The organism is Halobellus sp. EA9 (assembly GCF_051195055.1).
Taxonomy (GTDB): Archaea; Halobacteriota; Halobacteria; order Halobacteriales; family Haloferacaceae; genus Haloquadratum; species Haloquadratum rubicundus.
Window position 1 is genome coordinate 1 of sequence record NZ_JBNTJW010000020.1, and the last position, 24726, is coordinate 24726.

At 61.9% G+C, this 24726-nt stretch carries 22 protein-coding genes and 3 pseudogenes; 14 read left to right on the top strand and 11 right to left on the bottom strand.

The window, feature by feature from the left end; genetic code table 11:
- Positions 1 to 273: 273 nt before the first annotated feature.
- Positions 274 to 1576 (bottom strand): annotated as a pseudogene (locus ACQUQ0_RS16605) (transposase); the annotation flags it as partial.
- Positions 1577 to 2049: 473 nt separating this feature from the next.
- On the bottom strand, positions 2050 to 3048 hold the full coding sequence (locus ACQUQ0_RS16610) for a PhoU domain-containing protein (RefSeq protein ID WP_435186774.1): 999 nt from the start codon (positions 3046 to 3048) through the stop codon (positions 2050 to 2052).
- Positions 3049 to 3202: 154 nt separating this feature from the next.
- On the opposite strand from ACQUQ0_RS16610, the gene ACQUQ0_RS16615 reads away from it, so the two are divergent.
- Entirely contained in the window at positions 3203 to 4078 is an 876-nt protein-coding gene (locus ACQUQ0_RS16615; RefSeq protein WP_435186776.1) for a hypothetical protein, read from the top strand.
- Positions 4079 to 4098: 20 nt separating this feature from the next.
- Here ACQUQ0_RS16615 and ACQUQ0_RS16620 read toward each other — a convergent pair whose 3' ends face one another.
- From ACQUQ0_RS16620 to ACQUQ0_RS16640, 5 genes are all read right to left on the bottom strand, one after another.
- Positions 4099 to 4800 carry a hypothetical protein gene (locus ACQUQ0_RS16620; protein ID WP_435186777.1) on the bottom strand — a complete coding sequence of 234 codons (702 nt, stop codon included), beginning with the start codon at positions 4798 to 4800 and terminating at the stop codon, positions 4099 to 4101.
- A gap of 65 nt (positions 4801 to 4865) precedes the next feature.
- Positions 4866 to 5531, bottom strand: coding sequence for a DapH/DapD/GlmU-related protein (locus ACQUQ0_RS16625; RefSeq protein ID WP_435186779.1), 666 nt, complete (start codon positions 5529 to 5531; stop codon positions 4866 to 4868).
- Positions 5528 to 6490 carry a phosphonate ABC transporter, permease protein PhnE gene (phnE, locus tag ACQUQ0_RS16630; RefSeq protein ID WP_435186811.1) on the bottom strand — a complete coding sequence of 321 codons (963 nt, stop codon included), beginning with the start codon at positions 6488 to 6490 and terminating at the stop codon, positions 5528 to 5530. Before phnE ends, ACQUQ0_RS16625 begins: the two co-directional genes overlap by 4 nt.
- 89 nt (positions 6491 to 6579) lie before the next feature.
- On the bottom strand, positions 6580 to 7389 hold the full coding sequence (locus ACQUQ0_RS16635) for a phosphonate ABC transporter ATP-binding protein (RefSeq protein WP_435186781.1): 810 nt from the start codon (positions 7387 to 7389) through the stop codon (positions 6580 to 6582).
- Between the two features lie 27 nt (positions 7390 to 7416).
- A complete protein-coding gene (locus tag ACQUQ0_RS16640) occupies positions 7417 to 8433 on the bottom strand; it encodes a PhnD/SsuA/transferrin family substrate-binding protein (RefSeq protein ID WP_435186783.1) in 1017 nt (338 codons plus the stop codon).
- Positions 8434 to 8710: 277 nt separating this feature from the next.
- Here ACQUQ0_RS16640 and phnG point away from each other — a divergent pair, with 277 nt between their 5' ends.
- The 9 genes and pseudogenes from phnG to ACQUQ0_RS16685 all read left to right on the top strand — a co-directional run.
- The gene (phnG, locus tag ACQUQ0_RS16645) at positions 8711 to 9154 is read left to right on the top strand and encodes a phosphonate C-P lyase system protein PhnG (protein WP_435186785.1); all 444 of its coding nucleotides are present in this window, start codon (positions 8711 to 8713) and stop codon (positions 9152 to 9154) included.
- Positions 9151 to 9723, top strand: a complete 573-nt coding sequence (gene phnH, locus ACQUQ0_RS16650) for a phosphonate C-P lyase system protein PhnH (protein WP_435186787.1) — start codon at positions 9151 to 9153, stop codon at positions 9721 to 9723. Before phnG ends, phnH begins: the two co-directional genes overlap by 4 nt.
- Entirely contained in the window at positions 9723 to 10841 is a 1119-nt protein-coding gene (locus ACQUQ0_RS16655) for a carbon-phosphorus lyase complex subunit PhnI (RefSeq protein WP_435186789.1), read from the top strand. Before phnH ends, ACQUQ0_RS16655 begins: the two co-directional genes overlap by 1 nt.
- Positions 10834 to 11997 (top strand): alpha-D-ribose 1-methylphosphonate 5-phosphate C-P-lyase PhnJ, encoded by a 1164-nt coding sequence (locus ACQUQ0_RS16660; protein WP_435186791.1) that lies wholly within the window; start codon positions 10834 to 10836, stop codon positions 11995 to 11997. Before ACQUQ0_RS16655 ends, ACQUQ0_RS16660 begins: the two co-directional genes overlap by 8 nt.
- A complete protein-coding gene (locus tag ACQUQ0_RS16665; RefSeq protein ID WP_435186793.1) occupies positions 11994 to 12815 on the top strand; it encodes an ATP-binding cassette domain-containing protein in 822 nt (273 codons plus the stop codon). The genes ACQUQ0_RS16660 and ACQUQ0_RS16665 overlap by 4 nt, the downstream gene beginning before the upstream one ends.
- Positions 12815 to 13552 (top strand): phosphonate C-P lyase system protein PhnL, encoded by a 738-nt coding sequence (locus tag ACQUQ0_RS16670; protein ID WP_435186794.1) that lies wholly within the window; start codon positions 12815 to 12817, stop codon positions 13550 to 13552. Before ACQUQ0_RS16665 ends, ACQUQ0_RS16670 begins: the two co-directional genes overlap by 1 nt.
- Positions 13549 to 14724, top strand: coding sequence for an alpha-D-ribose 1-methylphosphonate 5-triphosphate diphosphatase (locus ACQUQ0_RS16675; RefSeq protein ID WP_435186796.1), 1176 nt, complete (start codon positions 13549 to 13551; stop codon positions 14722 to 14724). Before ACQUQ0_RS16670 ends, ACQUQ0_RS16675 begins: the two co-directional genes overlap by 4 nt.
- A gap of 50 nt (positions 14725 to 14774) precedes the next feature.
- Entirely contained in the window at positions 14775 to 15548 is a 774-nt protein-coding gene (locus ACQUQ0_RS16680; protein WP_435186812.1) for a sugar phosphate isomerase/epimerase family protein, read from the top strand.
- A 15-nt stretch (positions 15549 to 15563) separates the two neighbouring features.
- Positions 15564 to 15910, top strand: a pseudogene (locus ACQUQ0_RS16685) (IS1595 family transposase); the annotation flags it as partial.
- Between the two features lie 156 nt (positions 15911 to 16066).
- Here ACQUQ0_RS16685 and ACQUQ0_RS16690 read toward each other — a convergent pair.
- On the bottom strand, positions 16067 to 16405 hold the full coding sequence (locus ACQUQ0_RS16690) for a hypothetical protein (RefSeq protein WP_435186798.1): 339 nt from the start codon (positions 16403 to 16405) through the stop codon (positions 16067 to 16069).
- 615 nt (positions 16406 to 17020) lie between these two features.
- Here ACQUQ0_RS16690 and ACQUQ0_RS16695 point away from each other — a divergent pair.
- Complete coding sequence (locus tag ACQUQ0_RS16695) at positions 17021 to 17407, top strand: hypothetical protein (RefSeq protein WP_435186800.1); 387 nt, start codon at positions 17021 to 17023, stop codon at positions 17405 to 17407.
- A gap of 748 nt (positions 17408 to 18155) precedes the next feature.
- Here ACQUQ0_RS16695 and ACQUQ0_RS16700 read toward each other — a convergent pair.
- Positions 18156 to 18715 (bottom strand): annotated as a pseudogene (locus ACQUQ0_RS16700) (IS1595 family transposase); the annotation flags it as partial.
- 750 nt (positions 18716 to 19465) lie between these two features.
- On the opposite strand from ACQUQ0_RS16700, the gene ACQUQ0_RS16705 reads away from it, so the two are divergent.
- A complete protein-coding gene (locus tag ACQUQ0_RS16705; protein ID WP_435186802.1) occupies positions 19466 to 20356 on the top strand; it encodes an ABC transporter ATP-binding protein in 891 nt (296 codons plus the stop codon).
- Positions 20353 to 21918, top strand: coding sequence for an ABC transporter permease (locus tag ACQUQ0_RS16710; protein WP_435186804.1), 1566 nt, complete (start codon positions 20353 to 20355; stop codon positions 21916 to 21918). Before ACQUQ0_RS16705 ends, ACQUQ0_RS16710 begins: the two co-directional genes overlap by 4 nt.
- Positions 21919 to 21966: 48 nt before the next feature.
- Here ACQUQ0_RS16710 and ACQUQ0_RS16715 read toward each other — a convergent pair whose 3' ends face one another.
- Positions 21967 to 22515: a CPBP family glutamic-type intramembrane protease gene (locus ACQUQ0_RS16715; RefSeq protein ID WP_435186806.1), complete on the bottom strand. Its 549-nt coding sequence runs from the start codon at positions 22513 to 22515 to the stop codon at positions 21967 to 21969.
- Between the two features lie 401 nt (positions 22516 to 22916).
- Between ACQUQ0_RS16715 and ACQUQ0_RS16720 the strand changes: the two genes are divergently transcribed.
- Entirely contained in the window at positions 22917 to 23390 is a 474-nt protein-coding gene (locus ACQUQ0_RS16720) for a DUF3592 domain-containing protein (protein WP_435186807.1), read from the top strand.
- Positions 23391 to 23641: 251 nt separating this feature from the next.
- On the opposite strand, the gene ACQUQ0_RS16725 is transcribed toward ACQUQ0_RS16720, so the two are convergent.
- Positions 23642 to 24415: a CPBP family intramembrane glutamic endopeptidase gene (locus ACQUQ0_RS16725; protein WP_435186809.1), complete on the bottom strand. Its 774-nt coding sequence runs from the start codon at positions 24413 to 24415 to the stop codon at positions 23642 to 23644.
- Positions 24416 to 24726 lie beyond the last annotated feature (311 nt).

Below are 24726 nucleotides of genomic sequence, written 5' to 3' on the forward strand. Positions count from 1 at the left end.
GGTAGCGGGGAAAACGATTGGCGTTCAACCGTCGAATCCAATCTTATGCATTGAGACGACCAGTCTCAACTACACTCGGGCCTGGAAGTTGAGACTACAGTGAGTTTAGCGGGGCTGTGATGCGTGGTTTTGACCGAATCGATAAGTAGAGACTGCTTCAGAACGCTCTCTAAACGACCACTATTGTTGAATTTCCTACCATATGGGCGATTTTCTGCAACTTTCAGTAGCGTTGCCACTCAGACGAAGCTCTATCACGGGTAGAGCACCGTACTACCCAATTCCGGTCTCCTTCTTCAGCAGCGTGAGTGTATTGTCGGCCGTCACAAGGGGGGAGTGCTCGTATTCACCGGTCAACTCGACTTGGACGAGTAGATCGACCGCTCGCCAAATCGAGTACAAGAGACACGCGAACGCGAAGTAGAAGAACCGCAGCCCGAAATTCGTCGACGTCGTCGCGGCCATGAATCGCTTGATCGACCGATAGCCGCTCTCAATCTCCCAGCGATAGCCATACTCGCTGAGGAATCCACCGCCACGGTTGGACATAAACACCGAGTACTGCCGGTGATCGTCATGCTCAGAGTTCTCTTTCCGGCGGTAGATCAGCGTTGTCTCGTGCCACTCGTTCTTCCCGAGATGGAGCTTCCGGTCAGTCTCGTACCGGTCTTGGTCGCGCTGGAGCAACCGCTTGGCCTGGGCTCTCTCGCTGGTCTGCATCCGCTTGGGAACGACATAGGAAAGCCCGCGCTGGCTGAGCATCTCCAGGACGTGCTGGCTATCGAACTCCCGGTCCATCAGGACGTTATCGACGTGAACGAGGTCCTCAGCCGAATCCAGCAAGTCCTCGACGATTTCCAGTCGTGTCTCCCCCTTCCGGACGGGGCGCGCGTCCAGCACAATCGGGACGGCATTCCCGACCAACTGCACCGTCGCCCATTGATAGGCGTACTCGTCGGTCTTCTCCTTCGTCCCGATGATTTCGTCTTCGTGCCCCGTTCTATCGCCGGTGAAGGGATCAGCTTCGGTAATGTCGATCGCGACGAGTCCGGCTCGAAAGAACTGCTCTGTCTCCGCAACTTCGTTCAGGAGCTGAGTGACGACCTGCTGGTACATCGTTCGAACCTGTTCAATCGAGAGGTCTCGAATCTGCTCGCGATGGGCGTGGCCCAGCGGCGTCCGATCCCGAGTCGACTCGTAGAGGAAACTGCGATCCCCTTCGTTCGCAGCCAGCCGGTCGCGAAGTCCTAGGTACGTCTGTAAGTCCCAGTAGGCGTTCTCGTGGATCTCACAGCCCTCGCCACGATTTAGTGAGAACGCGGGGGAAAACGAGGCGGCTGACGTGATCAGTGATCGTTGCCGCCTCGTTGAGGATAGCTTGATCGTCTGGGTCTGATTCGTCCTCTTCGTCACCGTGAGATGGAAGCTGTCGCTCTGGCTCGCGTGGGACTGCGACATCCGCGTTCTGGGCTTTGATGAGGATGGTCCGCGCAGTTGTCTCGACTGTACTGCGAAGCTCGGCAGTAAACCGTTCGTTCCAACTGCGCCACAGCGTCGACTGGTTCGGGACATTTTGGATCTGTTGAAATCCTCAGAATGTGACAGGAGTGGCATAACACATACAGAGCAGGGGTTCAGCAGTGACGGCTCGTTCGATTCTGAATCTCAAGCCGAACCCCCAGAACGAATACCGAAGCAAGCGTTCGGGGAGATTGGGTCGGGGACAGCCGCCCCCAGGTTGATACGTTCAGACATCAAGTTCCAGATAACGGCGGATGTCAGATGACGACCCTCACGCCGACCGCATCCCGTCACCCTCGTCTATCGAGAGTGGACCGGCAACGTCGCTGGACTACGTAGACTTCGAATTAGAATCGAAAATCGGGACGGTTGGCAGTGCCGACGTCTGGCGCACGCGACTCGCGGACGACGAACAGGTCATCGCCGTCAAACGCACCCAACCCGACCGAACGCTCAGCACCGACCAGGCCGAGCGAGTGCCGCTCCCCTTCGTCGGGAGAGCCAGCGATCGGAGCATATGCCCTCCGGTCAGCGGTAGTGTTGTTGGATGGCGAGTTCGGCGATGTTGGCACCGTACTCCGCCGACCGTCTGAGGCTGTCCAGCAGCAGGCCCCAGCGGTAGGCCTCGGGGGCGTGGCCGCTGTCGTACAGCGCCCGGTCGAGCGTTTCGGTTGCCTCCCCGACGCTCCCGCGCTGGGCCAACGCGTCGTAAGCGACGCCGACGTCGGTATCAGAGAGGATCGGTTCGGTGGCGTCCCAGATCAGCGAGCGGGCGTCTCGGCCGATCGAACCCAGCTCTGACCCGAGCTCCTCGTCGGGGGGATGCGGTTGGTCGATAGCGACCCTGGCCATCTTCTCGGCGTGGTCGGCGATTCGCTCGAGCTGCCGCGCGAGGTAGTAGTATGCGAACAGCTCGGCGCGGGTTAAAGAGAGTTTCTGGACCTCACCGAGGTCGGTCAGAGTCCGCTGGAAGTGCCGGCTGACGATCCGGAAAAGCTTGTCTGCCTCGGCGTCGCGGTCGATGACGCCCCGCGCGAGGTCGACGTCGTCCTCCCGGACGGCCGTTACCGCGTCCTCGTGCATCGCGTCGGTGAACAATCGTAGTCGGATCGTACTCTTGCGAATCGAAACGTTGTCCGCGTCCAGCAGGTTCCGGATGACGACCTCGGTGTCGCTGGTCTCCAGGATCTCGAAGCCCGTGAGGTCGGCCGTGATCGCACGACAGAGCCGCTCGCACTCGCTCGTGTCCTCGCCACGGGGACGGAACCCCACCTCGTCGACGCCGATCAGGTACAGCGCCGTCAGCGTCTCCCGGAGCGCGTCTTCGCCGAAGGCGTCGACGTCGACCGTCTTCGTCCGCCGGGTCTCGGTGTGCTCGTCGGCAACTTCGACCAGGAGCGACCCGTCCTCGTTCGGGTAGAGATACAGCAGCGAGCCGGCCTCGATGTCGTGATCTTCGGCCCAGAACTTCGGCAACGAGACGGTATAGGTCGTCCCCCCCGAGAGCTGTACTTTCCGTATTTCCATCGCTGATTGGGGGGCCTAACCGTGAAAGTATAGTCGTTTGTATGTTGTGACTGTACTGGTACGAAGTCCTCTATAGTTGCCCACCCGGGTCCGGTGCGGTCTGTCGTATACGGAGGCCAGACCTAACTGGCGACCGCGTGAATGGAGTCTACGAATGTTCAGAGAGTCGACGCCGGGCGGGCATCTCCACAGTCGCGAACGTACCCTGCCGACCGTCGTCGAGGCCATCGACGCCACTGCCCCCGAGACGAAAGCCGACCTCGCCGAGCAGGTCGGACTCTCGCCGAACTACCTCTCGGAGGTGCTCCAGGAACTGAAGGCCAAGGGAATGGTCAGAAAGGCTTACGTCGTCGACGACGCGGCCGTCTTCAACCAGATCGAGGACGTCTCGGCCCTCTCGGGGCGGGCGCCCGAGGGAGGCCAGTCCGTCGCCGACCTGCTCGACCGCCTCGAGGCGCTCAACGAGGTGACGCTGGACCAGTACCGCGCCGCCGAGGCCGTCTTCCGGGAGGAGTCGGTCACCGAGACGCCCGCCCAGCTGGAGTCGCTGGCCAACGAGCGCTACTCGGCCGTCCTGAAGGAACTCAAGTCGTTCACCATCACGACCGACTGGCCCGGCAACCGCGTCTCGGCCGCGCTGGCGAACATCGCCGTCAACTTCGAGATCGCTGGCGACCGCGCCTGCCTGATCGCCGACGCCGTCGAACACGCCAGCGCCGACCCAACCGGCGCGGTCCACGAACGGGTCGTCGACATCTTCGAGGCCGGCCAGCGCATCAACGAGTCCGTCGAGGCGGTCCTCTTCGAGGGCGACCTGGCGCGGATGGAGTCGCTGCACGCCACCGAGAAGACGGTCCACCGCGACCTCCAGGAACTGTTCGAACTCGTCACTGCCTACGACCCCAACACCTACGGCTACCTCGTCACCGTCACGCGCACGCTCGAACGGATCATCCACTACTGGGTCAGCGCCGCCGAGACCGCCATGCGCGTCCACAGCGGCGTCGACCCGGGCCACGTCGAGATCTGAGTGCGCTGTTCTCGACCGCGCTACTCGGGGACCGACCGGACGCGGGACCAGCCAACGCCGACCAGTCCGAGCCCGAGCCCGAACTGGACGAGGAAACTCCCCGCTTGCAGGAGCGGATCCGGCCACGCCGTCTGGCGGACGGCGATCGCCACGAATCCCTCGTCGGTCTCGACGATCTTCCCCTCGTCGCGTTCGAACTGCGCCACGACGGCCCCGTCTTCGAGCGCTCGCCGGGCCGGGTCCGACAGGGAGTCTCGATCGACCGCCAGATCGTCGAACGCGGTCGCTCTCGTGACCCGTTCGGGGCCGATCGTGACCGTCGTCCCGTCGTCCACATCGCTGCGATAGATTCGGCGATAGAAGTCCCCGAGATACGCGTACTCTTTCTCGTTGGTCCCCGGGGTTCCGTAGAGGTGGACGGTGGCCGTCCCGTTGCCCCCGCGCTCCTCGAGGAGCCAGGCCTCGATGGCACAGAGGCGTTCGTTCTCCCCGCCGCGCAGGCAGTCGACGTCGTCGAAGTGGTCCGGAACGATCTCGGTGGACAGTGCTCCCTCGCCCGTGTCGAGCGGCCCGGCCCGGTACTCGTAGCGCGCGCCGCCGACGTCCAGCGCGTGGACGACCGTGGCGTTGGCCAGCAGCGCGGGGCCCCAGGAGGACGAGCACGGCCGCCCGACGCCGGACGCGCCTGTCCTCGCTCGATAATTCGGAGGGCACAGGTCCACGGGCGCGACAGACCTGAAAAACGATTGCTATGACCGGTCCGTAGACGTCCGGACCGTCGAGGACCTCAGTCGGACGCCGTCACCTCGGTCGGTTCGGGCGCGTACTCCGCGAGGAAGGCGTCCAGATCGCGGAACGCGTCGAGTCGCTCTCTGAGGGTCTCGTGGTCCCAGTGCCACCACTCGGTGGCCGCGATCCGGGCCGCGGTCTCGGGGTCGAACCGCCGACGGACCGGCTCGGCGGGGACGCCCGCGACGATCGTGTAGGGGTCGACGTCCTCGGCGACGACCGCGCCCGCGCCGACGACGGCGCCGTTGCCGATCTCCACACCTGGAAGAACGATCGCGCCGTGGCCGATCCAGACGTCGTGGCCGATCTCGACCGGCTGGTCGGCGCGCCACTGGAACACCGACGAGTCGTCCTCGCCCAGGTCGTACATCTCGGCGCGGTAGGTGAAGTGGTGCGCACTCGGGCGGTCGATCGGGTGGTTCGTGGGGCCGAGCCGGGCGTCGCTGGCGACGTTGCCGAACTTCCCCATCGTGGTGAAGTCCAGCTGGACCCGCTCCATCAGGTAGCTGTAGTCGCCCAGTTCCGACTGGTTGAGCCGCGCGCCCTGGCGGACTTCCGTCCAGGCGCCGAGTTCCGACTCCCGGATCGCGACCGGCTCGTGCAGCGTCGGGTCGGGCCCGAGCGTCCGGGTCCGGTCGGGGCCGTGGGACTCGTAGTAGGTCATCGCCGGCCCAGCGTCGCGCCCACGATGTTGCGCGGGACGTTCGCCATTGCCTCGAGGATGCCGGTCCGCTCGATGTCGTCGTCCTCGCGGAGGTACGACCGGACCCGCTGGCTAACCAGTTCGACCGAGCCGGCCAGCAGGAAGATCAGGATGATACAGGCCATCATCTCGGTGTAGTGGAACGTCTGGCGCTGGATGTACAGCTCCAGCCCCAGCCCGCCCCCGCCGATGATGCCCAGCCCGATCGCCGCGCGGACGTTGTGTTCGAGGTCGAAGGCGATCCAGGCGATGAACTGCCGGAACACCTGGCTGAGCATCCCGAAGGAGACGACCTGCGAGCGGCTCGCGCCGGTCGAGCGGATCCCCTCGATGGGGCCGTCCTCGATCTCCTCGAGTTCGTCGGTGAACAGCCGCCCCGCGTAGCCGGTGGTGTCGATCATAATCGCCAGCGCCGCGGTGAAGGGTCCGACGCCGCCCAGCGGGATCAGGATGAGGAACCACACCAGCCCGGGGATCGCGCGGATGAGGCTCATCGTCGCGCGGAAGACGAAGTTGAACGGGTAGGGGACGACCCGCTCGCTGGCCATCACGCCGAAGAACAGCGCGCCGGGCAGGCCGAGCACCGTCCCCGCGAACGCGACGCCCAGTGTGACGAACATCGCGCCCGGAACGAACCGTCCGTCGCCGACGACCGGAACCCCGCCCTTGATTCTGAATATCAGGTTCTCCTCGATCATAAACGACCAGTACTGTCCGAGGTCGACGAACGGCAGTCCGAACAGTTCTGCCGGCGGGAAGTAGTCGTTCTTCCCGTACAGGGCGTCGACGAACTGCGGGATCTGTTCGTAGAGCATCAGCAGATCGAACTCGATGACGAGCAGGCTGTAATAGAAGATGATCCCGCCGCCGACCACGCCCGCGAGCGTCCAGAGACGCCGCTTGGTCTTGCGGCGCTTCATGTCCTGAAGCTTCTGCTCGGCGGGGCTGTCGCCGATCTCGGCGAACCCGAAGTACTCGGTGGGTCGCCATCCGCTGGCTGAGTCGCTGCTCACGCCTCGACCCTCCGCTCGTCTTCGAGGGTTTCTTCGACAGTGCTCTGTTCGTCGCGATCGCTCTTTCTCTCCGTCTCGGCCAGGGCAACCGTCTCGACGCTGCCGTAGAGGTCGTCGATCAGTTCGGGTGTCAGTTCCTCTCGGTCGACATCGAACAGTTTCTGTCCGTCCCGGAGACCGATGAACCGGTCGCCGAAGTGCGCGGCGATGTTGACCTGGTGGAGGCTCACCAGCGCGGTGACGTTGTGTTCTTTCGCAGCCTTTCGGAGGTAGCCCATCACGGTCTCGGCGCTGGCGGGATCGAGGCTCGCGACGGGTTCGTCCGCCAGCAAGAGTCGCGGGTCCTGCACCAGCGCGCGGGCGATACCGACGCGCTGTTGCTGGCCACCGGACATCTGGCTGACGTGCTGGTGTGCCTCCTCGAGCAGGCCCACCGTTTCGAGCGCTTCGAGCGCGCGGAGCTTGTCCTCGCGGGACTGCCACTGGAAGAGGCTCTTGAGCAGCGAGACGTGGTCGAGCGATCCAGTCAGCGCATTCACATACGCCGAGACGCCGTCAACCAGGTTGTGCTGCTGGAAGATCATCCCGATGTCAGACTGCGAGCCGCTGATCTCCTCGTCGTCGAGGTAGATCGCGCCTTCGGTCGGCTCGGTCAGACCGTTGGCACACCGCAGCAGCGTCGACTTTCCCGCGCCGGACTCGCCGAGCAGTACCGCGAACTCGTCTTCGATCTCGAACGACACCTCGTCCAGCGCGGTGACGTCGCCGTACTCTTTCGTCAGGTTTTCGACTTTGAGTGTACTCATAATAAAAAATGGTGGATGCTCGCCCGATCAGGCCGCGGGGTCGATGCCGACCGCGTTCATCCGCTTGATGACGGGCCGGTAGGTCTTCATCGAGGTGTCACGCAGCGTGGTGAACGGGAGTTTGCTCTCGTTGTAGCCCTTCGGATAGTACTGCTGGATGGTCTGCTTGTCGGAGTTGATCAGTACCTCGCCGATCCGCTCTTTCTTTGGGGAGTCCCAGGACTTGCGGGCGTATATCGGCTGTTTCGGGATCGGGAACGACCACCAGATCGGGCGGAGCTTCGGCTTTTCAGTGTCGATGGTGTCCAAGAAGGAACTCTTCTCTTTGACTCGTTTGGGGAAGTCGGATTTGTATTTCTTCGGAATATGGGGGATGCCGTTCCCGCCCCAGGTCGTACACCCGTCGGCCTTCCCGTTGGCGACGCGCTGGACGGCCTGATTGTGGTCGGTCCAGCTGCCGTCGAAGTCGACGGGGTCGCCCTTCGGGGCTTCGCCGATGTCGAGACCGGCCTGCTCGAGCGTGTACAGCGCGAAGATGGACCCGCTGGTACTCAGGCGGTCCGCGAACGCCCAGTCTTTGCCCTTCACGTCTGTTCGTTCGTCGATACTCGACTTCAGCGGCACGAGCATCACCGAGAAATAAAAGGCCGAACCGCCGGTGACGGTCGTCCCGTAGACGTTCATAAGATCGGGGTTGGAGATGAGCGTCACGTCGTCCATCGCGATCTCGGCCTGTTCGCTCTCGAGTGCGGGCTTGATCGCCGAGTAGTTCTGCGGGACCTTCATCTCGACGTCGACGCCGTCGACCTTGTCGTTGAGCATGTTGACGACCGGCTTGTACCGCGGCCGGAGGTCGCCGGGAGTCCCGGGCGTCAGCAGCATCGTTACTTTCTCTTTCGAGCCGCCGTTGCCGCTGCCCCCGAGGACGGAGCTACAGCCGGCCAGGCCGGCCGTCGCCGCCGTCGCCGCCCCACCGAGGAGGAAGCGTCGCCGCGTAGCTGTCCCTTCGATCCCACTCCGAGCAGATCGCGAGTTCGAATCCATACAGTCGGGGATACCAGACATCCAACCCTAAGCGTTGTCTGGGTACAGTACAGCCGATTCTGTATGTCCGGGTTTTCCCCCGTGGTGGTCGTAACCGGTTCGTGGTCTCCGGACGATTCCTCGACGAGCGCCGGTCTGTAGACTATCACATCAGCGAGTCCGTACTCGTCTGGACCGCTGCTTCTGGGCGGGGGCTCGACCCATCACTTCCTGTGCCGACAGGAGAGTATACAGCGAACCCTTTTGCGAGGTTCGTGGCAGGTCCCACTCGAGACCGATGCACACAGTCGCCGACCGGACCGACCGATTCGAACTGATCGCCGCCTGCGACGAGGGGCGACTGGGGGAGCTCGCCGACGCCGTCCTCGCTGACGGCTGCGAGCTGTCGATCCGCCAGGAACCCACCGTCCAGCTCGTTATGCAACGGGCGGTCGAACCCGTCGAGGGCCAGCCGTTCAACCTCGGCGAAGTCGTCGTCACCGTCGCCGAGGTACTGGTCGACGGCGCGAAGGGCTTCGCGATGGTCCCCGGCAAAGACGAACGCGGCGCGCTCTCCGGGGCGGTCGTCGACGCTGCGGTCGTTGCCGACCACGAGCGCCGACCCGAGATCGAGGCCGCACTCCGCGAGGCCGCCGAGGAGCAGGACGCTCGACGGGCACGCGAGTGGGCGCACACACAGGAGACGGGCGTGGAGTTCACCACGATGGAGGAGGACGGATGAAGGCCCTCGGGATGGACCCCGTTCACGACACCAGGGCCTGCTACCGCCGGCTGGTCGACGCCTACAGCCGCCCCGGCACGATCCAGACGCTCGCGGACGTGCCGACAGCCGCCGACAGGGCCGTCCTCGCGACGCTGGTCGACGGCGAGACCACGCTCTGTTCGCCCGACGACATGCTCTGTGAGGCGCTGGCCAGCCAGGGCCGTCTCGACGCCGCCGCAGTCCCCGAGGCCACCGTCGTCCACAGCCAGGGCTCGACCGACGGCGCCGTCACGGACGCACCGCGGGGCACGCTCAAGGAACCCAGCCGCGGGGCGATGGTCGTCTACCGGATCAGCGAACTCGAATCCGGCACCGTCTCGCTGGACGATACCTACGAAGGAACTACGGTCGAACTCACCGGCCCGGGCGTCCCCGACCGGCGGACGCTCACCGCCGCGCTCCCGGCCGCGGAGTTCCGGGCCTTCGCCGACGCCCAGTCGACGTATCCGCGTGGCGTCGACGTCGTGCTCGCGACCGAGAACCGACTGGCCGCACTCCCACGGTCGGTCGACCTGGAGGTGGCCTAATGGGGTACGTCGCGGTCGAGGCCGGCGAGGAGACGATCCGCAAGGCCGAACAGCTGTTCGAGAAGCAGCGCGTCGACGGCGACAGCGACACGATCGCGGTCGAACAGGTCGCGGAGCAGTTCGGCCGCCTCACCGGCCAGGCAATGAGCGAGGCCGGCCTGTACGCGCCGCGGCTGGCCGCGCTCGCGGTCAAGCAGGCACAAGGCGACACCATAGAGGCCGCCTTCCTCCTGCGAGCCTATCGGTCGACGCTGGAACTGTGGGACTACAGCGTCCCCGTCGACACCGCCGACATGTTCGCCCGACGGCGGGTCTCGCCCGCCTACAAGGACATCCCCGGCGGGCAACTGCTGGGCGCCACGAACGACTACACCCAGCGGCTGCTCGACTTCGATCTGGACGGCGAGGACGATCCCGAGGATCCCACAGCGGAGTGGGACCTCGACTTCGAGGAGCCCGAGTCCCTGCGGAACGTCCTCGATGTCCTCCGCGAAAAAGACCTTGTGGCCGACCCGCCCGCGGAGCCGCCTGAGGACGAGCCACACGACACCACGCGTACGCCCGTGACACATCCGGCGCCGCGCTCGGCAGTCCTGCAGGAACTCGCTCGGGGGGAGACCGGCGCCGTGACGGGGCTATCCTATAGCGTCCTCCGGGGATACGGCCAGGTTCACCCGACCCTCTCGGAGATCCGGACGGGCGAGTTGCCCGTCGTCATCGAGCACCCCTACACCGGCGAGGAGGCGACCGTGACCACCACGCAGGTCACCGAGTCGGGCGGCGTCGTCCCGGTCTACGAGAAACGGGACGACCCGCAGTTCGCCTTCGGCTACGGGCTGGTCTTCGGCCGCACCGAGCGAAAGGCCATCGGGATGGCGATGCTCGACGCCGCCATCCAGCTGGACGGTGACGCGCCCGCCGAGGACGCCGAGTTCGTGCTCGACACGATCGACGGCCTGGACGCATTCGGCTTCATCGAACACCTCAAACTCCCACACTACGTGACCTTCCAGAGCATCCTCGACCGCATCCGGTCGATACGAGAGCGCAAAGCCGCCGGCTCGCCGGTCGAAACTGACGACGCCGCGCCGACCGGGGAGGTGCCCGGCGATGACTGACGACGCGAACCACTGGGCACCCAAGAGCGCCGGCTACGAACCAAAGCCGGACGACGACCGCGACGCGGACGTGGAACCGGACGAGGAGGACGCCCACCCAGACGAAGAACTCCGAACGGACGGCGGGCCGGCCGCTTCAGGAGCGCCGACCGGCGACGCCGACAGCGTCGACGACCTGCTGGACACAGAGGATTCGGGGATGGACGGCTACAACTACGCGTATCTCGACGAGCACACCAAACGCGAGGTCCGCCGCGCCACGCTGTCGGCCATCGCCATCCCCGGCCACCAGGTGCCCTACGCCTCCCGGGCGATGCCGCTGGCTCGCGGCTGGGGCACCGGCGGCATCCAGGCCTCGATGTCGCTGCTGGGGCCCGACGACCGGTTCAAGGTGATCGACCAGGGCAGCGACGAGAGCGTCAACGCCGCCAACATCCGGCGGCTCGCGAAGACTACGGCCGAGGTCGAGGGCACGACCGACACCACCGAGGCCGACGTGATTCAGACACGCCATCGGATTCCGGAGGAAGTGCTCGACGACGACCAGATCCTCGTGTTGCAGGTGCCGATCACCGACCCCCTCCGACGCGTGGACCCGAGCGACGACGCCAATCGTCGCCGCCACGCCCACAAGGACTACGCGAAGATGTGGGTCGCCCTCTACGAGAACGTCGTCGAGTGGGGAGAGATCAACGTCGGCTCCCGGTACCCCGTGATGGTCGCTGGTCGGTACCTCATGGACCCCTCGCCGATCCCGCGGTGGGACGTTCCGAAACTCCACGACGCCGATAACCTCTACGTCTTCGCCGCAGGGCGAGAGGCCCGGATCTACGCCGTCCCGCCCCACACCGAGGTCGAACCGCTCGCGTTCGCGGACAAGTCCTTCCAGGTCGAGCGGTTCGACGAGCCGTGCGCTCACTGCGGGAGCGACGACACCTACCGCACCGAGATTGAGACCGACGACGGCGACCGGGTCGTCGTCTGCAACGACACCAGCTTCTGCGAGAAACGCGAGGCCGACCCCGACCTCACCAAGGACCACCACCTCGACCGCGACGGCGTCACCTGGGGGCCCGCGACCGGCGGCGTCGAAGCCGCAAGCGGCCACGTCGACGCGGATGACACTGCTCGCACGGATGGGGGTGAGAGCGAATGACGGTGCTGGACGTCGAGAACCTCACCAAGATCTACGGCGAGGGCTGCCCCGAGTGCCTCGAGTTGACAGGCCCCGCCGCCAACCGGAACCAGTGCCCTGAGTGTGGCAGCGTTGTCGCCTGTGCCGACGTCGACTTCGAGGTGTTCGAGGGCGAGGTCCTGGGCATCGTCGGCGAGTCCGGCAGCGGCAAGTCCAGCGTCGCCGAGATGCTCTCGCTGGATCTCGAAGCCACGGCGGGCAGCGTCGACTACCGGGCCGTCGAGGGCGATATGCTCGAGACCGACTACCAGCAGCGCCGCGAACTGCAGGACTTCCATATCGGGATGGTCCACCAGCACGTCCGCGACGGGCTGAATCTTGACTTCTCGGGCGGTGGCAACGTCGCCGAGAAACTGCTGTCGGCGGGCTGGCGCGACTATGGCGAAATCCGCGATAGAGTCCGAGTACTCTTCGAAGACACGGAGGTCCCACCCGACCGGATGGACGACGCGACCGACACCTACTCCGGCGGGATGCAGCGCCGCGTCCAGATCGCGAAAGCCATCGCCAACGACCCCTCGCTGGTCATCCTCGACGAACCGACGACGGGGCTGGACGTCAGCGTCCAGGCTCGCGTGCTGGACATGTTCCGCGAGATCCAACGCGAACAGGGGCTCGCGACCGTGGTCGTCAGCCACGACCTCGGTGTTGTTCGGCTGCTGGCCGACCGAACCCTCGTCATGCGCCAGGGGCGGATCGTCGAGCGCGGCCTGACCGACCGCATCATGGAGGACCCACACCACGAGTACACGCAGACGCTCATCAACTCGGTGATATAATGACCGACATTCTCACCATCGACGGTCTGACGAAACGCTTCGAGATGCACGTGATCGACGGCCGGGAGGTGGCGGGCCTGGAAGACGTCTCCTTCGACGTCCGCGACGGCGAGTTCCTCGCGGTCGTCGGCGAGTCCGGCAGCGGCAAGTCCTCGCTGCTGAAGTGTATCCACCGCACCTACGAGCCGACCAGCGGTACAGTCGTCTACCGCAAGGGCGACCATACTGTGGACCTGGCCGCCTGCGACGAGCGTACGGTGCTGGCACTACGTGGCGCAGAGATCGGCTACGCCTCGCAGTTCCTCCACGAGATACCCCGGGTCCCGGCGGTCGACGTCGTCGCCCGCCCGCTGCGCGAGCAGGGCAAATCACCCGAGACGGCCCGCGAGACTGCTCGTAAACTGCTCGAGGCGCTCCAGCTCCCAGACGAGCTGTTCGAGGCCTATCCCGCCACCTTCAGTGGTGGCGAGCGCCAGCGTGTCAACCTCGCGCGAGCGATCGCACCGCGCCCCCGACTGCTCCTGCTGGACGAACCGACCAGCGCACTGGACCCGGAGACCCGCGAGCACGCGCTGGACCTGATGGAGTCACACCTCGACTCGGAGACAACGGTCGTCGGGGTCTTCCACAACCGCGAAGTGGTCGAGCGGATCGCCGACCGCGTCGTCGAGATGGACGACGCCAGACTCCAGCGGGTCGTCGACGTCGGGACCTACCGTGGGGAGGTGACCGCATGAGCCACCCGGAACCCGAGGCCGAGCCGGTCGAGGTCAGCCGGACCGTCGTCGAGAACGCCGCCGTCGTCACGCTGTCTGATACCTTCGAAGGTACAGTCGTGATCGAAGACGACCGTATCACGCGGGTTGAGCGCGGTCAGGCCTCGACAGCGACCGGCGATCGCGTCGTCGACGCCGCCGGGAAGCTGCTCTTGCCGGGACTTATCGATGTCCACGGCGACGACATCGAGCGCCACCGCTTCCCGCGAGGGTCGCCCATCGATGAGGACATCGCGTTCAGAACTGTCGATCGGGCGAACCTCGCAGCCGGGGTCACCACAAAGTTCCACGCCATCGCGTTCCAGGATGCGCCCGACGACCACCGTTCGGCCGAGATTGCGATACAGATGGTCGACTCGATTCAGAAAGCTGAGCACCTCCTGGCCGATCACCACGTCCACGCCCGATGTGAACTCACGAATCCCGACTGCGTCGATGCTGTCGAAGGTATTCTGGACCGGCCCGCGGTGGGATTGGCCTCGGTGATGGCGCACATCCCCGGGAAAGGGCAGTTCGAGAGCCCAGAGCAATTCAAGCGGTGGTACCTGGACAACCGCGACATCAGCGAACAACGCGTCGACGAACTAATCGCCCAGCGAACCAGCGTCGACCAAGCGACGCTGAACGACCGCATCGCGACCATCGTCGAGCGGGCCGACTCAGCCGGCGTGGCCCTGGCCTCCCACGACGACGAGACGCCCCTGGAGGTCGAACGCCTCCACGACCGCGGGATCACGATCAGTGAGTACCCGGTGACGCTGGCCGCCGCCGAGCGCGCCACCGAACTCGGGATGACCACCGCTATGGGCGCCCCGAACCTGGTCCGCGGGGGCAGTCAGTGGGGCAACCTCGGCTCGGCCGAAGCCATCGACGCGGGCGTTGTCGATGTGCTCTGTGCGGACTACCATCCGCCGTCGCTTCTTGCCGCACCGTTCGTCGAGACGGGCGAGCCGCTACACGAACGCGTGGCTCGCGTGACCGTCAATCCGGCCGAGGCAGTCGGACTCTCAGAGCGGGGTCGGATCGAACCCGGCGCTCGTGCGGACCTGCTGGTGGTCGATCGCGAGCCGACTCCGAGTGTGGATCGAGCGTTCATCGCCGGCCGGGAAGTCTACCGGGAGGGACCGCCGTGACCGACTCTAGGTCCGAGCGGCTGGACGGCGACCAGCGCGTGGGCGCCGCGATGGACGTTCGGTTCAAGCACACAGTCGAGGAGTTCGCCCAACAGTGCCGCGAATGGGGGCTGGACCACGTCGAAATCAAACGGGAGTACCTCCACGGCCACCCCGACACGCCCTCCCCGGTCGAACTCGCGGCCCTGCGGGAGGAACTCGACGTCTCGCTCACGCTGCACGCACCCTTTCGTGACTGGAACCTCGGCAGTTTTAACGAGGCCGTCCGAGAAGCTAGTGTCGAGATGGTCTGCCAGACGCTGACTGACGCCGCCATCGCGGGCGCCGGCGCGGTCGTCGTCCACGGCGGGTCGGTCCCGCGTCGGTACCCCGAGTGGGTCCGCGAGACCGCCCGCGAGAACGCCCGTCGCTCGCTCCGGGCCTGTGTCGAACACGCCGCCGAGGTCGGTGTGCCGCTGTGCCTCGAAAATCAGCCCCATAGCGACAGCGACGAACGCCACACCACGACGCCCGACGATCTCGCGGCAATACTCGATACCGTCGACGCCGAACCCAGGATACTGAAGGTCACACTGGACGTCGGCCACGCGAAAATGAACGGTTTCGACTACCGTGAGTTCCTCGAGCGCTTCGGCGATCGCATCGAAGTTGTACACCTCCACGACAACGACGGGACGAGCGACCAGCACGAGCCCCACACCGATCTCTACTCCGTGGTCGAGGACATCGGCGCACGGTTCAACGTTCTGGAAATGAAGACCGTCGCGGACGTCCGCCGGAGCGTGCAGGCGTCAGCCGCCGAGGGCCACGCCTGGCCAACCTGATTTGTCGAGGCTCTTACCGTCCACACCACGATTCGAGAGATAGAAGCTCGCCTTCGAGCGCGGCCTCTCTCTCGTCTGGGAACGCATCCAACACACTATCGACGGCCCAAGCCAGATTGACGAACCGGTCACAAATGCTCTGGCTACAAGGAACAGACATCCCGCCGGACGACCTCTCCCGCGGCGGCTCTGGGGAAGGCGGACGATCACGGTGGGAAGGAGCGTCAGGTGACATGATGACGATCGTCGGCGCGTGTCGTGACACGCTTCGTCTGCTCCGAGCTGAACTAGGTTCCCAACCTGAAGAACTCCCCGACATGGTCCTCCCAGCAGTAGGCATGGTAGTGATGTCCAACCCACTGTATATCAAAAACGAAACCTGACCAATATCCCAATCGACGTATTATAAATCCGATAGGAATTCTCCTAAAACACCCTATACTTAGCGGCAGTCGTCTCGCTCTGACCAACCTGCTGCAAGATACGCGTACTGTATTCAGCACGTCCTGAAAAAGCTATCAGCACCTGAGGATTTCAACAGAGCCAACATTTTCTAAGCTCAACTGTTCGCAGAGTGCTGGGTGGCATTCGAGATACTCGATCAGCGCTGTTTCGTGATCCCACCCATGGCATTCTTTCAAGATGAAGACGCGAAAGAGGGTATCCATCCCGTAGCGAGTCGACCCCACGTAGCGGTCATGTGCGTCGAATTCGAAATACGCCAGCGGAAGTGCGCAGATGAAGTTCTCGACCGATTCGTGGTGGTCGTGTCTGAACCAAGTCTGCGAGACTATCCGAATATCTGATTCCAAGCCGTCAAGCGAGTTTCGCTCGTACAGCGGCGTCGCATCGTACACTGGCCAATCAGCATATGGGCGGTTGGCAATCCGTTGAAAAACACTCCGGCGAGACTCACGAGTTGGTGCCACTACGAGACGCTGAACACGACTCGCTCAAAAATGCCGCTCTCTCGATGGGTTGTACTGATCGATTGGCTCGCCCCTCCTGTTCGCGACATCTGGTTCTGTATCGCCCGACTCGTCGTCAAGGACGGATTTCAGGATAGCGTAGAAGTGCCAATCGCCGCCGTAGTGGTAGAGGTAACGGATCCGATCGCACTGCTCGAGGCTCGGCCGTCGACCCCACCAATTGTTACCGCGCCTGTATTCTCGAGACGGCGGTGCGAAAATCCTGAATCAGCTCCAAGTGACTGGTCGTATGGAAACGAGCTGCACGGCACAGGTAACCCTCGTTACACACGCGACGACCGCTACCCGCCTCCCAGCAACCCGACTCGATTTTTTTACATCTCCATCAAATAAGACAGTGTGGCACCGACCACGCACTACGAGGAAGTTCAATACTTCTGACAGCCGTGGCTGTGGGCACTCCTGACTATCAGCGGCGTCCCCGCCGCACTGTTGGGTAGCGTTAGCATTCTCAGCGAGGCCGATGCGGGAACAAACGTCCAGATGTGGATCGGACTCGTTCTCGCCCTCGTGTTCGGCCCATTCGTCCTGTTGTACCGTGCGAACCTGCGAATCGAAGCCCGCGACAACGACCTGATGTTGCGTCTATGGCCGTTCCACCTCAGAGCGCGAACGATTCCCTACAAGGACATAGATTCGATCACCATCACCGAAATATCTCCGATTACCGACTTCGGTGGTGTCGGCGTGCGATTCCAGCCCTCGTTCTATCGCTGGGGCATTCGATTGGACGGCCCTGTCGGCTACATCGTCGACGGGCAGCAGGCGATCCGGATCGAGCGGGCTGGTGAGAAGTCACTCGTCGTAACCTCGGTCGATCCCGACACGCTCGTCCGAACCGTCGAACGAGTCGGCAGAATCGGTGGTTGAATATCGGAGGAGTCTATTTCGGATCGATCCTGTCCACCACGATTCCGTTCACTTCCTGTCACGGGGTCGTATGCTCGGACATCCCTGATTCATCTTGAACTCTGAACCGGCGGTGTCAGGTCGGTAACGCGAAAAACAGCGCGGCAATAAAGAGGACGAGCGCTGCTCCGATAAGCGTTACAATGTACATCCCAGCAGCGACTCCGAGGCCAGCGATAGTCCGAGGCGTCAACCACTGCTCCACCGACCGTTGCCAACAATACAGACGGACACCTATGATTCCGAGTCCCCACACGATTATCGGGTATGTTATAAGCACCGCGATAAGTCGAAGTTCTCGAAACTGCGGATCGCTCTGCGTGGACCCGATATGAAGCACCTGCCAGCCAACAACGATAGCGACCCCCTGACCGAGTGCGATCACACCGACCAGTAACAAATAGTTCACCGGGAAGCGGTCAGTCGGCCAGCTATCGAGTCGGGCACGAAAGTCCGACACCGTGAGTGATGGGAGACATCCGAGGGCAACAACACCGATGACTGCCAGATACTGCAACAGCGTCGTCGCGAGCTCTCCGATGGACGAATACGGAATCATAGTGCTTGTGAGCGTTGGCTACTGTATATTCTTGTTTTTGACTTAATGAGTGATTGAATCCATACTGTGGATAACCACCATACGTGGTCGCTACAGGCTAGCGGTTTGCTGATTTGAACGTTCGCTCTTGTGGCGGAGATTGTTGGTGAGTCATAGCGCAGTTTCGAGGATGGTTTTGAGCGCTTCTTCCCCCGGTTTGCGGAACACTTCTCGACGGAGCTGAAACGCTCGGATATACGGCGTAAGTCTGTCTTTAGAGACACCTCGATGCGGCGAGAGCCACCGTCGCGCCAGCGACGCGTGGCTCTCGCAGGTGTTCACGTGAACGTCTCCATCGACGTACTCATCGTTACCGTGGACGACGTATTCACGGGTGAATGCGTCGTCCTCGTCAAGTGGATCGTATGCCCGAAAGCCGTCTGTGTAGACGGTTAACGACTCCTGCTGGCGGTCAGCCAGCAGGAGTCTAATCAACGATTCGGTCGCGGCTTCCGTCGGGATCACGTGTCGTTCACCACTGCCGCGGTCAGCGAGAACAAACACAGGGAGCTTGTCCTCAGCGTATGTTCCACGTCCGCGCGTGGACAGGCCACGCGAGCGCGACGGCTGGTCGCGCTCACGGCCCTTGAGACCTGCTTTCACGTAGATTCATCTATCTCGATGGGGCCTTCGAGCTGTAGTCGAGGCGCGTCCAGCGCTCGCACACGGCGGATTCAATTCACTCACAACTGCTCTCCCATTACTACTCGGATAGGTAAGATACCCACGGAGCTCCATTCAGTAGCTGTCTGGCTACGTGTTTTAATTTCCCGAATACCCAACTAAGAGTCGTGCTTCGAAAACTCCTCACCACGATCTGTGCTGTTGAGGTTCTTACACCAGACGCTCTCATCGATACGGCCGAGCAAATTGCGCTTGAGAATCCTGACGAGTGTGAGTTGCAATCGTGGGTTCTCCCTGGCGCTCGGTTTGAAGGAGCGGCGTTCTTGATACTGATGTGGCGAAGCAATACCTCGTATTCGTCGTTCAAGAAATTTCTCGGAATTATTGGGTTACTCGCATTGCTCTTCCCTCGGAGCTATGTAGACTACTGAGCCAAGTTAGCGTACAGAGACGCGTCAACTTGTGAGTGGAAACCGTGGGTGTATACTGGAACTCGTCTTGTGGGACTTCTCTACGTTCTCGTCGCTCTCGGCGAACTACGGAAAACGGACTGACCCTATCTCAACTAGGTGGCGATGTGTTTCGAAGGTGGAAACTCTCCCTTTCTATTTACCGTAGTCAAGCGTTGATGCTGACCTGAAATGGTCGTACATCAACTGAAAATGAGCTTGTCCCCCGAGTTACGACTTGCAACTCGAGAAGAGTCCCTTCACGCATATTGATGGAACCAAATGCAAGAGGGATACTCGTACCGACCGAATCGATCGAGATACTCGTTCATCTGACGTTGGTTCGAGATGACATTACAGAGTGACGGCTCACTCGAGTTGCGTATCGAGAGCTTGGACAAACGTTTCGGAGAGACGTGGGCACTCCGGAATATCGACCTCACGCTAGATACTGGAGTAACTGGTCTCCTCGGCGCTAACGGTGCGGGGAAATCGACGCTTATGCGGATTGTAACCGGCGTTATCGACCCGACCGAAGGAACCATCTACTGGAATGGGGCAGACGTGACGGACGATCCGCAGGTAGTCCGCCAAGATGTCGGCTACCTTCCTCAGGACTTCGGCGTCTACCCGAACCTCACTGCGAGAGAGTTTCTCTCGTATCTCGCTGCCATTCGCGGGCTCAATAGTCCCGATGATCGGATTACCGACCTCCTCGAACTCGTGAACCTCGGTGATGCACGCGAGAAGCGACTCGGCGATTTCTCCGGTGGGATGCGCCAACGCGTCGGAATCGCGCAGGCCTTGCTCGCCGATCCGGATCTATTGATCGTCGACGAACCGACGGTCGGGCTTGATCCAACGGAACGCGTCCGGTTTCGAAATGTCCTTGCCGACCTTGCAGATGAACGCGTCGTCGTGCTCTCGACGCACATCGTCCCCGATGTCGAAGCCACAGCCAACGACGTCGCCGTTCTCCACAACGGCCACCTTCGCGCTCACACCTCGCCCACCGAATTAATCGCTCGCGCCGCTGGCAGGGTCTGGGAGTGGACAGCACCGAGTTCTGATCTCGCCGCACTCCGTCGCGAGTACACTGTCAGTAGCACGAGTCATCACCAAGACGGTATCCGCGTCCGCGTGATTTCCGATACACAGCCTGCGACCGAGGCGACATCCGTTGAACCGACACTCGAGGACGCCTATCTCGCCCTCCTCGCGGAGGATCAATCGCTATGACTCGATGGCAGGCCATTCGTGGCGTCGCACTCGCGGACTTTCGAGAGCGGTCACGGTCGCTTACGCTTCTCGTCGTTCCTGTGGTGATCGCGTATTTCGTCAAGCTTGCCACCGTCGACGCTACGCTCTACGTTGCTGGGGAGTACACGGGAACTCCGAATGCCGCATGGTTTGGCGGCCTCGTCGCCGGGATCGCCACGCTCGTCTTTTTCCTCTTCGGCTATCCGCTCGTTACCGGGAGCATCAGCCGAGATCGAGAAACAGAGGTCGATGAACTGCTCGCGGCCTCTCCACTCTCGAACACGAGCTATCTCCTTGGAAAATGGCTCAGCAACGTCGCCGTGTTAACCGTTGCCACCACGATACTCGTAGTTGCGACAACCGTCTCGTTCCTCCTTCAGGGAACGGGCCCTCTGAACCTCGCCGGCCTCATCTCTCCGTTTCTCCTCATAACGATGCCAACGATGGCTGTCGTCGCTGCAGCAGCCGTCTGCTTCGAAACAATCGGGCCCCTCCGGGGTACGCTTGGCACGGTCGTTTACTTCGTGGCAGTCTTTGTCCTCGTCATCGCCAGTGTCCCACCGCACTCGCCACTTGACTTCACCGGGCTCGTTGCCCTCCGCGAGAGTATGGCATCATCGATCGCCGCCCAGTACCCCGGGTTCGAGGGGCCAGTCGGAAGTTTTGCGTACTCGACCGGACGAAGCAACGTTCAGACCTTCACCTGGAGTGGACTCGCCTGGAACTTGGACATATTCATCTCTCGACTTCCCGTGTTGGGAACCGCGGTAGCTCTGCTCGCCGTTGCTGGCGTCACGTTCGATCGATTTAGTGAGTCGGATGGTGGAACGCGTACCGATTCGAACGCTACAGGCGGGAGTGAGAACGTAGCTGTAGAGTCATCATCTGCGTCAGAAGGAATGCTTGGCACCGCTGATGATCTCTCGCTCGCATCAGTTACGACTGGCACGTTCTCGCTGCTTCCAGCGTTCCTCGGAGAACTTCGACTGTCACTTCGCGGCCGGGCGTGGTGGTGGTATCTCGGCTACGTCGCTGGGGTCGCCGCCACCGTGGTCGCCCCACTCAACACGGTTCGTTCACTGGTCGTGCCGATCTCACTCCTTCTCCTACTCCCTCTCTGGTCCCATCTTGGTACGCGAGAACGACGGTACCGAACTGAAGAGCTCGTCTTTGTCACGGGGGGCCCCGTTCGATTACTGGGGATCTCCTATCTCATCGGCGCAATGGCAGGCATCACACTCGTTCTGCCTGCACTACTTCGGTTCGTAACTACGAGTATGTGGTCAGCATTCGCCGGCTTATTCGTAGGTATCCTTTTTCTGCCAGCGGTAGGGGTCGCGCTCGGTGTCTGGACAGGACGTCCCCGAGTATTCGAACTGGGGTATCTGGTAGCGTGGTATATCGGCCCGATGAACAACGTTCGTCCGCTCGACTACGTCGGCGCACACCCGACTGGCCTCACGGTTCCGACGATCTATCTCGGACTTACTGGGCTCGCGTTAGGATTGGCAGTCGCTGGTCGGCGTCATCAGTGGGCCTAGGAGTGGTGTTTCACGAATGGTTCATCCTATTGTTCGTCCGTTATCGAGCTAGTCTGTACCCGGGTCTGCAGTAGTGCCTGGGATGCGTGGTTCAGGGGAAGACGGAGAGAGGTGCTTCCGACCGTAGTATGTAGCAAGCCCGGCTACAAGGAATATCGACAGTAGCTCCGGAGTATACTGGGCGACCTGTCCAACATCCCCGGCCGGCGCAACGAGTGGGGGAAGGTTCCCGAGCGAGTGAGCGAGCATCGGAAACAGGAGTCCGCCATTGGTGCTGTTAAATAACCACGCGTAGGTGATCGACTGGACAATGAGGGTGAACAGGTAGCTCGTCCAGAATCCAGAGGCGTCGTAGGCAGCAACGTCGATAAGATAGAACAAGGGGAGATGCCAGAGCGCCCAAGGAATCCCGATTCCGATTGCCGCACTTAGTGCCGTGTATCGTTCTTGAAGTCTCGGCTGGGCGAATCCGCGCCACCCAGACTCTTTGAGTGAGCCCGCGAGAAACAACACCACGAGGAATCCAACGATATAGTGCCACCACCGGGACGGCGCAATCTGGACGTGACCACCGTTGAGCAGGTGAACGACACTCACAGCAAGGGTGCCGTTAAGGACAAATGGTAAAACGACAGTTAAGACGTACCACCGAGGTTTGACTCGCCATTTCGTTACTTGGCCGAGATACGTCCGTAAATCTCCGTCACTTGCCTATGTCACAGTAGTTCCTGCGATCAGCGGTCCCCACGCTCGAACGACTCCCCGGACCAGGATTCCCGGAGAGGAGCCCACTGTCAGAAAGACGATGCCATCATACGCCCACGACCACCCGAACGCGATGAGGAAAAACGAGACGAGTTGGTGCTGTCGGATCGTTTCACGAAGACGGATCGATATGGCAATTCGTTCTACAGCGAGGCGTATGTCTTTGGGATAGGCGTTACAGACCGACAAACACTGAATCCCCCTTTACTGTTCTACCTCCCCGACCCAGAGATATGGAATTCAACTTCGATGGTCCATCGGGGACACTCCAGATCGCACTCGCGTTGCTCGTGGGACTCGGAGCTCTTGGGTACGGTGCCTACAGTTATTCAGCACAATCCGCGGCATTAGAGTCGACGGAGACGGTTGATGCCACTATCGTCTCCACCTCGATCGAACGAGTCAACGAGCGACGAGGACCGGACGATTACAGCCCACAAGCGACCTTCAACTACACCTACGAGGGAGAAACCCATACGTCCTCGAATATGTACCCTGGCGGCGTTTCGCACGAGTTCGGGACCAAAGAAGATGCCAGAGCGCAATTAGAGGGGTATGAGCCGGGAGCCACGGTGACGGCTTACGTGCCCTCAGATTCTCCTGGGAATGCATTCCTCAAGCACGAGAGCAGCAACAAGCCGCTTTACATCACCGGACTCGGTGCTGTCCTTGTGCTTGGCACGCTCGTCACCATCGTTCGAAACTGACCGCTCCGCAGTCCGTATAGAACAGAATCCAAGCTTCTGTCCCCACATTCCGAAGATCAAAACAGCTTCAATGGCTCTGTTGAAATCCTCAGTTGCTGATAGCTTGTCGGAGCCGTGCTGAATACAGAGCGCGTATCACTCACTCTGCACGCCTCCCGAAACGGTATGTTGACCAAGCCCCTGTTAACAGGTAGTTCGTTGCGTGCGAAGAAACACACGAGTCCTCTCGAGAATCTTAAACAGGTGTAGGGTTACACGGAAAGAAGCTGTGTGACCACGGTTTCAGCAGGTTCCAGCCAGAGGAGGGCATGCGCAAAGGCAGGGACCATTACGTTCCGGGTTCGCTCGTATGCGAGCCCAAGCAGGATGCCAGCAGTACCCGACGAAATGGCCCAGTAGAGAGCGCCGTTGAGGTCCATCCCCGAGGTGAGTAACACTTCCAGAAGCCCGAAAAACCCGTGTAGTACACCGAACACTACCGCACCAATGCCGATGATCACGACCGGAGAAAACTCCGTCCGGAGGCGTTCGTGAACAATCCCCCGAAACAAGAGCTCCTCTGCTGGTGCGTACAGCAAAAACAGGAGGACGAGTGCAGGAAGAATCAGTCCTGGACTGGCAAGGAGCGTCATTACCAGCGTGGGACCGGCGTGTGAAAACGGACTCGTCAATCCAACGGCGTTGAGGAGTGCCATCTCGCCCGGTTCGACGATGAGGTCCAGGATCGGTACGGCGACGATCCACCCGATGCCGCGGACCGACGGAACGTCGAACTGCCAGAACCGGTCGGCATCGTCTCGGTGCCACAGGTATGCACCCGCGAGCAGTCCGAATCCGATTTGACTACCACCGGTCGAAACCGTCGAGAATTGCTCTCCGAACCCCAATATTCCACTGAGTGCCCCCTCGATAGAAACACCCACATAGCCAGCAACGACACCGATTACTGGCACTAAGGCCACGACAACGAGTGCCCTGATCCGGTGCATGTCAAACGGAATAGACTGCCCACCGAGTACATTCATCGCCTAACACCACCTATCTCTACCCGTTTCACGAGATAGTTTGACTGACCGATGCGAGAAGAGCCACACCGTCCGAGGTGGCCCATCGAGACGGCAACCTGTGTTGTACTGCGCTGTCGTATCATTACCTGATTATGGTGCAGGCCAATGAAAGACCCGAGAGGGCTGTTTCTGGCCGAGAAAAAGTGTCCACCCACTAAATGGCCACTCTGTTTCAAGGGCTGTGTTGAATCACCATACAGCGGTGGAATTCACTGTTTCACAGCCCGCTTGATGTTATAGACGACACACATCAGCGCGATTTCTCGGAA